Source organism: Photobacterium sp., assembly GCF_033720175.1.
GTDB lineage: Bacteria > Pseudomonadota > Gammaproteobacteria > Enterobacterales > Vibrionaceae > Photobacterium.
Genome location: NZ_JAWWDA010000008.1, coordinates 222,582 through 231,752, shown reverse-complemented (window position 1 = coordinate 231,752; position 9,171 = coordinate 222,582). Strand labels below are relative to the sequence as shown.

General features: G+C 44.8%; 7 protein-coding genes. 5 read left to right on the top strand and 2 right to left on the bottom strand.

Annotation, left to right across the window (positions count from 1 at the left end):
* Positions 1-398 precede the first annotated feature (398 nt).
* The 4 genes from R3289_RS11650 (at position 399) to R3289_RS11635 (ending at position 4,562) form a co-directional block, all read left to right on the top strand.
* On the top strand, positions 399-1,745 hold the full coding sequence (locus R3289_RS11650) for a magnesium transporter (protein WP_318925670.1): 1,347 nt from the start codon (positions 399-401) through the stop codon (positions 1,743-1,745).
* A gap of 468 nt (positions 1,746-2,213) precedes the next feature.
* Positions 2,214-2,951 (top strand): IclR family transcriptional regulator, encoded by a 738-nt coding sequence (locus R3289_RS11645; RefSeq protein WP_318925669.1) that lies wholly within the window; start codon positions 2,214-2,216, stop codon positions 2,949-2,951.
* 30 nt (positions 2,952-2,981) lie between these two features.
* On the top strand, positions 2,982-3,977 hold the full coding sequence (locus tag R3289_RS11640; protein ID WP_318925668.1) for a formimidoylglutamase: 996 nt from the start codon (positions 2,982-2,984) through the stop codon (positions 3,975-3,977).
* Between the two features lie 60 nt (positions 3,978-4,037).
* A complete protein-coding gene (locus R3289_RS11635; protein WP_318925667.1) occupies positions 4,038-4,562 on the top strand; it encodes an MgtC/SapB family protein in 525 nt (174 codons plus the stop codon).
* Between the two features lie 92 nt (positions 4,563-4,654).
* Here the strand turns inward: R3289_RS11635 and speB are convergent, their stop codons facing one another.
* Together speB and speA are read right to left on the bottom strand one after the other, a co-directional pair.
* The gene (gene speB, locus R3289_RS11630) at positions 4,655-5,575 is read right to left on the bottom strand and encodes an agmatinase (protein WP_318925666.1); all 921 of its coding nucleotides are present in this window, start codon (positions 5,573-5,575) and stop codon (positions 4,655-4,657) included.
* Between the two features lie 139 nt (positions 5,576-5,714).
* The gene (gene speA / locus R3289_RS11625) at positions 5,715-7,637 is read right to left on the bottom strand and encodes a biosynthetic arginine decarboxylase (protein WP_318925665.1); all 1,923 of its coding nucleotides are present in this window, start codon (positions 7,635-7,637) and stop codon (positions 5,715-5,717) included.
* 484 nt (positions 7,638-8,121) lie between these two features.
* On the opposite strand from speA, the gene rimK reads away from it, so the two are divergent.
* On the top strand, positions 8,122-9,027 hold the full coding sequence (gene rimK / locus R3289_RS11620; RefSeq protein WP_318925664.1) for a 30S ribosomal protein S6--L-glutamate ligase: 906 nt from the start codon (positions 8,122-8,124) through the stop codon (positions 9,025-9,027).
* The last annotated feature ends 144 nt before the right edge of the window (positions 9,028-9,171 follow it).

The window sequence follows — 9,171 nt, the reverse complement described above, 5'->3', positions numbered from 1 at the left end:
CTCTGCGGTGTGGCGACTAAAAACCTTACTAAGTACTTAGGGTGGCGGCGCATATTGAGTGATGATTCACTATCAAAGGCTACTTTTACAGAGAGAGTCGCTGGGTACTGGGCTCTCAACTAAGTTACTGAACAGAGCCTACAATTAGGCTGCAAACGTGTAAAAGGAATAATTGACCATCATCCAACAAAAGATGAAAATAGAGTAAATTCAAACTGTCAGCGAAATTTTGTTTGAGTAGAAACCAGCTATGATGGCTGGTTTCACTTTTTGCGAATTAATATGAAGGGTGACATCAGACACCGTAAAATGACAGATTTCAAATCTGGGTGTTTGTTTTTCAATTAACAGTTGTGCCGGGCTTGTACGTCAACTTCGCTCTCTATAAAGGTAATTCCATGCAAGAAAATGAGATCCATAATGCGGTGAATGAGCTGATGGACCAAGGTCCTGATTCGGAGAGCCAACAGATCGTTATTGAACAGTTTGAGCAGGATAACTCACCGGTCGAAATAGCGCTGTTACTGGAATCATTGCCCCTTACAGCGCGTATTGAAACCTGGAATCAGATTTCCGATAGCATCAAGGTTCCAGTGCTGGTTGAAATGCGTTCAGACGCCAGCGAAGCGATTATTAATACCTGGGATGAAAAACATCTGCTTGCGATGTTTACAGGTATTGAAGCCGATACATTATTAGAGCTTCAGGACATCTTGCCGGATCACTTGATCGAAGACGTGCTGGCGCGAATGGATGAAGAGCAGAAGCAACGTTATTCGCTCGCGCAACAGTTTGAAGATGATGAAGTGGGCCACTGGTGTGATCATCAGCCGCTTGTCGTACCCGCGAAAACCAAGATCAAAGTGATGACTCGGTTGCTGAGGCGGTCAATCCCGGCCTACAGTAACGTTGTGTTTCTGGTCGATAGCCGGGGTAACTGGCAAGGTGCAGTCCGGTTTAATAAGCTGTTTGACGCAGACCCCTTGTTACGGGTTTCTGAGCTGGCAGAGGAGGATTTTCCGACTCTGGATGCCAAAGATGATATCTACATCGCAGCGGACAAAGTGGCACAGAGCGAAGAATCCGCGCTTCCTGTCATTACCGAGAGCGGGTTGCTCATCGGACGTTTAGATATGGGGCTGGCATACAGGCTGCAATCTGAACGGGCTGAATCGCAGATCATGGCTACCGCCGGTCTTGATGAAAATGAAGATCTTTTCTCGACGGTTCGGAAAAGCACCCAGAATCGTGCCATCTGGCTTGGCATTAATCTTCTGACCGCCTTCCTTGCGTCTTGGTTTATTGGCTTATTTGAAGCGACATTGCAACAAGTTGTTGCGCTGGCGGTTCTGATGCCTATTGTCGCATCAATGGGAGGGGTTGCAGGCAGTCAGACTCTTACCCTGATTGTAAGGGGCTTGGCTCTTGGGCAGATTTCGCGAGCAAACCTCAAACCGTTACTCACCAAAGAGGTTAAAGTTGGCGCACTTAATGGTGTGCTGTGGGCACTGGTGATTGGGATCATCACCGGTTACTGGTTCAGTAGTATCATGCTGGGGCTGGTCATCGGTCTTGCGATAGTCGCCAATATTATCAGTGCGGCACTTGCCGGTATCTTTGTTCCCGTTATTCTTGAAAAGTTTAAAATTGATCCTGCTTTATCCGGTTCGGTTATCCTGACCACAGTAACGGATATTACCGGATTTGTGGTGTTTTTGGGGCTAGGAACCCTGTTATTACTGTAACCTTTTCGGGGATTCAGATTCTGCTCTGAATCCCTTTTCTCTCTAAGCCCACTCGTATTCTTTCACAGCAATCATAATGCGTTGACGTTCCTAATATGTTATCCCGTAATTGAGGCGATATCGGGTTCAGCAGCCCACATCTGTGTCAAATGTATTCGAAATCGCCTGCCCCCCACTTAGTACTTCCTCCTTGAATATAGCGGGTTGGAATCACTCTGAATCCTGAATCCTGAAGTTACTGGCGTATAAGCACAACTGTCATAATTTTTTCGTATCATCAAAACAACCGGATGAACTTGTGTGGCAGCTAACCTGTTTTAGCGTTAGGAATGGATCATTTCCAATTGTTCTTAGTTAAAAGTTATTCCCATTTTTTGGGATTTTAACCCACTAATAATCTTTTAATTCTCACCTGATGAGAAAGTTGGTTGTATTATCATTTAAGGAAGATTAAAAACACCGCAGAGAATGATTGTGAATAAAAACACCTTGAGCCCGAATCAGCGATTACTTCAGATTTTAATGACAATATCTTCATCATCTGAGCCGCTGTCCGCGCAGATGATCAGTGATCAAACCAGTACGCCGATTAGCTCTGTTTACCGGTATATAACAACACTGAGAGAGTGGAATCTGATTGAAGAACAGCATGGCCACAAACGCTATATTATTGGCCCTGCTGCCCTGCAATTACTCAGTAATTTTCGTTCTTTTTCGCCGTTATCGGAAGGTGTGAGGCCGGTACTGAAACGCTTACAGAACCAGACCGGGGAAATGTCGGCCTATATGGTTCCTGTTGGTTTTTGTGCTTTATGTGTGGAAATGGTCGAGAGTCCTCATGCGCTGCGTTGTAGTTATCAGCAGGGGCAAAGTCAGCCACTTATCCTGGGCGCCTCGTCGAAGGTGCTGTTAGCACAATTTAGTGAAAAACGATTACTTGCTACGTTAGCGCATTTTGGGATCAAAGAAGAGTGTGAAAGAACTAAGTGGTTAGTTGAACTTCAACAAATAAAACAAGATGGTTATGCGTTGAGTACTTCAGAGTTTGACCCTGGGGTCTCAAGTGTTAGTGCCCCGGTCTTTCTGAATAAAAAAGTGGTGGGTGCTATTAGTGTTATGGCACCCGAAGAACGTATTAACCATAAAAAAAACAGCATTATATTTAACGTATTACAAGCGGCCCGAGCATTACCTCCAGAATGGTAATGCGATAGACCAGCAAGGGTAGGAGGCGAGATGATTTTTAAACAAGTTAACCAGTGGTTTAACCGTGTGTTTTCTCACGAGAACTACCATACGACAGCTACTTTTCGCCCTTATACCGAGCAATCGCGAGTAGGGGCAGTATTGTTTGGTGTCGCTTCAGATCTGAGTCTTGGACGCTATCGTGGCCGGCTGGGCGATAGTGACGGACCTGAAAGCATTTGCCGGATGTTGGCAATATATCATAAGTGTTCACCGCATTTACCGCTGTATGATGCTGGAATTATTGATGATTTGGATGGCCTTGAATTTAATGAGTTGCAGGCAGTGCAGTATAGAAAAGTGTCTGGTTTTTTGGCAAAAGGTCATTTCCCTGTCGTTATCGGGGGAGGACACGAAATATCTATTTCAAGCTACCAGGCACTCTCTGATTATGTTAATCAGCCAGGGTATATTGTGAATCGCGCCGAAGAATGTTCGGAATATAAAGAGCCGCTGGCACGAGTGGGGATCATTAATTTTGATGCAAACTTTGAACTACGTCCAACGCTGTCACCGAGAGTCGGTTCAGTGTTTCACTCTGTCGCGAGTTTTTGTACCCAAAATCATCGTCCATTTCACTATTTGGCGCTGGGAATATGCGAGCGCACAAACTCGCAAGCTTCATTTGAATATGCAGAGCAATTAGGTTGCCACTGGCTGCAAGACAAAGATATGACGATACGCAAGAAAAAAATTGTGCAGAAAAAAATCGACCTGTTTTTGAGGGGGGTGGATTATGTTCATATCAGTTTTGATCTGTCGGTTTTTTCTGCTGCAGTGGCTTCTGGCGTCAACTTATCTCGGATACAAGGTGCTGACTGGTCTATTGTGGAGTTTGCACTTAATCAGATTGTAAGCAGCGGTAAAGTGAGGCTATTGGATGTCGCAGAATTAAATCCAGAGTTTGATGATGGACACCAAACAGCGAAAATTGCGGCAAAAGTGGTCAGCACCGTTCTGGAGAAATATTCACTTTTAAACGAGTAAAGTCGTTGTATTAAGACTGTATTGTATTGTGATTAAAATTGATTGACTAAATAGGGTTTGATGATGCTCGATATAACGCCTTTCGAGTGGGAGGATATAATCACGTGTATTTTGTGCGGGTCAGTACTGGGTATAGAGCGCCAACTGCGAGGTAAGCCGGTAGGCCTTCGCACTGCAACGCTGATAACGATAGGCACGTACTGTTTTATCGCATTAGGTGTAAGCTTGTCTGATGATCGAGGCGATCATGCACGTGTGATGGCACAAGTGATCACGGGCATCGGTTTTTTGGGCGCTGGTGTCATGATGACTCGGGATGGACAGATCCACGGTGTGACATCGGCTGCGGTAATATGGCTGCTTGCCGCTCTGGGTGTCACGATTGGTTTGGGATATGGACAAACAGCCCTTATTCTTACGGTGTTGATATTAACAGTGTTACTCGGCGTGGATAAGCTTGAAAACAGTATGCTGGCCTTGCGCAAGGGAGTGCATGTTCATATTTCTCGTCGTGTGCAGCGTCGTAGAAAAAAGGTGACAGAGAAAAGCGGCGAGTCTAATTCGGGAATCGGTGAAAAGTTATAAATGTTACGGAATAACAAATCCGTGCTTCTTATATTCAAACCCTCCGCTTTGATGCGGAGGGTTTGTTAGCAAAAGAGATCGCCTCTTTATGGTTAATTCTTCTGACAGCTCGCCCAGAGGTGTAGCAAGTCAGTGGCAATGGTTGCTCCGGCTAATGCCGTAATTTCAGCATGGTCATAGGCAGGGGCGACTTCTACCACATCCATGCCAATTAAGTTAATACCCACTAAACCGCGAATGATCTTCAGTACTTTGTCTGAACTCAAGCCGCCGCATACGGGGGTTCCGGTACCCGGAGCATAAGCTGGATCCAGGCAATCGATATCAAAGGTAAGGTACACCGGACGCTTTCCTATAATGTCTTTGATCTGCTCAACAATCACTTCGACGGTTTGGTCATTGGCGCTCGCGGCATCAATTACATTGAAACCTAATGTATCGCTGTGCTCGGTACGGATACCGATTTGAACCGAGTGCTTAGGGTCGATTAATCCCTCATTGGGCGCATGATAGAACATGGTGCCATGGTCATATTTACTTCCCATCGCGTAAGTATCTGTATGGGCATCAAAGTGGATCATGGCCATTTGACCGTACTTTTTTGCATGTGCGCGTAACAATGGCAATGTAACGAAGTGATCGCCGCCAAAGGTCAGTAATGTTTTACCTTGTTGAAGTAAGCTATTGGCATGCGCTTCTAACCGCTCACTCATTTGCGCAGGATCGCCACAATCGAAAACCAGATCTCCACAATCCTCGATCTTTACTGTTTTAGTCAGATTGAATGTCCACGGCCAGCGCTTACCTTCCCATGCTAAATTGATCGATGCCTGACGAATAGCCCCCGGCCCCATACGGCTGCCTGAGCGACCGGTGGTGGCAAGGTCGAAAGGAACGCCGGTGATGATCACATCCGCATCTGACTGTTGCGGCATGAAGTTTAGTGGTTGACGTAAAAATCCAAATGCATTGGAATATAAAGAGTAATCGGCATGAGTTGCTAACGTTGCCATATCTCGCTCCATAATTATAAGCGGCGATGAAGAAGCCGCTTACAGACGAATTAATTAGACATTGGTGGATGGGTAAAAAAGAGCGTTCATAATCATGATGCTCTCTTTAACGGCCATTGAGGCTATATTTCAGAAGAAATTATTTGTTATAACAAATATCTTCCAAATAGGTATATCCGTGTAGGCCTTCTGCCAATTCAGCCAGAATGTCGCTATGTTCAGATTCAGGTAGATTTTCCTTAACCATATGTTCGTATTGGCGGAGGAATTTTGCTGGATCAAGATGAACGTAACGCAACACATCTCCGACAGAATCACCACGGTCGATATTTTCAATCTTATAGTGACCATTATCATCACAACGAACGACTGCCGTGTCTGTATCACCAAATAAGTTATGCATATCCCCAAGAATCTCTTGGTAAGCACCGACCAGGAAGAAGCCGATTCGGTACGGGTTTTCATCATTCCATTTAGGTACAGGCAGCGTACTTTCAATACCTTGCCCTTCAACATAGTGCTCGATAGCACCATCTGAATCACAGGTTATATCTAAGATTACAGCACGACTATCTGGTGCCGTATCAAGATTAGATAACGGCAATACCGGGAAAATCTGATCGATACCCCAGGCATCCGGTAACGACTGGAATAACGAGAAGTTAACAAAGAACTTATCTGCCAGCCGCTCGTGTAATTCGTCCAGTAAAGGGCGGTGAGCACGGTTTTTGGCTGACAACACTTTTTCCAGTTCATAACAAAGGCGTAAGCTTACTTGCTCTGCCCATGCGCGATCAACAAAGCTTATTAATCCCATATTAAATGAAGTATGTACTTCAGTGAGATCACTTTGGTTATCGTGGAATATTTCAACCAAAGAACGGTCAGCAGTATTGCCTGATAATTCTTTCCATGAACGCCACATGTTATGCAGGATCTGTGGAGCATCTTCTGCTGGTGCTGAAATATCTTCGGCTTTATAACTTTCTACGCCAATTACATCGGTGATTAATACCGCGTGGTGGGCCGTTAGGTTACGTCCGGATTCCGAAATAATACGAGGCATTGAAATATCGTATTCAGTACAGATATCGCCCAAGGAATACACCACGTTATTGGCATATTCACTTAGGGTGTAATTCATCGAGCAACTGCTCTGGCTGCGCGTGCCTTCGTAATCGACGGCTAAGCCGCCCCCCACATCAACCGTGGTAATGCTGGCACCGAGTTGCTGTAGCTCGGCATAAACCCGTCCAGCTTCGCCGACGCCGCTTCGAACGTCTTTAATGTTGGCGATCTGAGAGCCTAAATGGAAGTGCAATAGCTGCAAACAATCCAGCATGTCACGCTCGCGCAGTGCATCAATCACGGTTAAGACTTGTGATGCAGATAAGCCAAATTTAGACTTCTCGCCACCGCTGGCCTGCCATTTCCCTTTGCCCTGAGACGCTAAACGCGCCCGTAAACCCAGACGTGGAGAGACACCCAGTTGCTTAGCTTCTTCAAGAATGACTTTTAGTTCAGACAGCTTTTCAAGCACGATGTAGACTTCATGCCCGAGTTTTTCGCCAATAAGTGCCAGACGAATGTACTCACGATCTTTATAACCATTACAGACGATGACAGAGCTTGCCTCTTGCGCCATAGCCAGCACAGCCATTAACTCGGGCTTACTGCCCGCTTCTAAACCAAGTTGACGTTGTTGTTTGGCATATTGGCTCTTTAGAATTTCACTGACCACGGCTTCTTGCTGGTTTACTTTAATTGGATAGACCGCAAGGTAGCTGCCTTGATAGTTATACGATTCGATGGCCTGATTAAAGGCACTGCAAAGGCTGTCGACGCGGTTATGCAGAATATCAGGAAATCGAACCAATACCGGCAATGATGCACCTGCGGCAATTAATTCATCCGCTAAGTGCGATAAATCGATGGCATTGTTAGGATTGTTTTTATCCGGACAAGCAACAACCGATCCTTGCTCGTTGATATCGAAGTAACCTTGGCTCCAGTAGGGCGTGTTATACATTTCACGCGCATCATAAATCGACCAATCGCTCATTGTTATATATCTCTAAATGAAAAATACGATTGTTGCTGCAATAACACAGCAACCTTTTATATAGGCCATGGCGTTGAAAGATAATCCAACGTCGTCTAACGGTATTAAACAGATACCGCGGTACAGTAGGATCCTGTTTCACAAAATCTGTCGACTGCCTGGCAATACTTAAATTTAAAAAGCCTTCTGACGAAACACACAGGTGAGTACGTAAGAAAAAATGTAAATGAATAGCTCGCTGGGCCAATATGAGCGATGGTATTCCTAATAAGGTCTATACTGATCGAGCGGATTAAACAATTGATTTATTGTTAGTGCAAATTAAAAAGTTTCATCGTAACCACAAAAATAAATCATCTTATAATTTCTCGATTTTTTACTCATTTGGCATCATAGTTATCAGCCATTTAGTCAGGAGCCGAAGAACGCCAAACTTCCTCCTTTTTTTGGGTCATCCTTAAATTTACCTATCGTGAGTAACGTAATGAAAATTGGCATTCTTTCTCAAAACAAAGACTTGTACTCAACCCGACGCCTGCGCGAAGCGTGTGAACAACGAGGCCACCAAGCGGTTATTATCAATGCGCTTCGTTGTTATATGAATATAAACTCGATACAACCATCAATTCATTTTGAAGGCAGTGATTTAACTGGGTTTGACGCCATAATTCCTCGCATCGGCGCTGACATCACTTTTTATGGTTGCTCCGTATTGCGCCAGTTTGAGATGATGGATGTATTTTCGATTAATCAATCCATTGCGATTACCCGTTCTCGCGACAAACTGCGTTCACTTCAGCTGCTTAGTCGTAAAGGTGTAGGGATGCCGATTACTGGCTTTGCGAGCAAGCCTGATGATGTGGCCGATTTAATCAAAATGGTAGGCGGTACACCTCTTGTCATTAAGTTATTGGAAGGCACTCAAGGTATTGGTGTTGTCCTGGCCGAAACGAAAAAAGCGGCAGAAAGTGTGATTGAGGCCTTTATGGGATTAAAGGCAAATATCATGGTGCAAGAATATATTGAAGAAGCTGGTGGCGCCGACATTCGCTGCTTTGTGATTGGCGATAAAGTAATTGCTGCGATGAAGCGTCAGGCTGCAGATGGTGAGTTCCGATCCAACCTGCATCGGGGTGGCAGCGCTTCACTTATTCGTATCAGCCCGGAAGAGCGAAAAACGGCTGTGGCTGCAGCAAAAGCGATGAACCTGAAAGTTGCCGGAGTGGATCTTTTACGGTCGAAACGCGGCCCGTTGGTGATGGAAGTGAACTCATCACCAGGCTTAGAAGGTATAGAAGCCGCAACAGGAAAAGATATTGCAGGTATGATTATCGAGTATATTGAAAAGCACGCTAACAATAAAAGTTCTCGACATTTGCAACATCAATAGACAAGCTTTATATTGAACAGCCTTAGCGAATGTTCGGCCATTCGCAAAAAAAAAGCAGCAGGTAACCGCTGCTTTTTTGTTAAATAAAATATATTGCTGAGTCATTCAGCCACTTCACTTATGATTTACTAACACTGTATTTAT

What these genes read in the sequence shown, in the direction of transcription:
- R3289_RS11650 (WP_318925670.1), top strand. Translation starts at nt 399, where the DNA reads ATGCAAGAAAATGAGATCCATAATGCGGTGAATGAGCTGATGGACCAA.
- R3289_RS11645 (WP_318925669.1), top strand. Translation starts at nt 2,214, where the DNA reads ATGATTGTGAATAAAAACACCTTGAGCCCGAATCAGCGATTACTTCAG.
- R3289_RS11640 (WP_318925668.1), top strand. Translation starts at nt 2,982, where the DNA reads ATGATTTTTAAACAAGTTAACCAGTGGTTTAACCGTGTGTTTTCTCAC.
- R3289_RS11635 (WP_318925667.1), top strand. Translation starts at nt 4,038, where the DNA reads ATGATGCTCGATATAACGCCTTTCGAGTGGGAGGATATAATCACGTGT.
- speB (WP_318925666.1), bottom strand. Translation starts at nt 5,575, where the DNA reads ATGGCAACGTTAGCAACTCATGCCGATTACTCTTTATATTCCAATGCA.
- speA (WP_318925665.1), bottom strand. Translation starts at nt 7,637, where the DNA reads ATGAGCGATTGGTCGATTTATGATGCGCGTGAAATGTATAACACGCCC.
- rimK (WP_318925664.1), top strand. Translation starts at nt 8,122, where the DNA reads ATGAAAATTGGCATTCTTTCTCAAAACAAAGACTTGTACTCAACCCGA.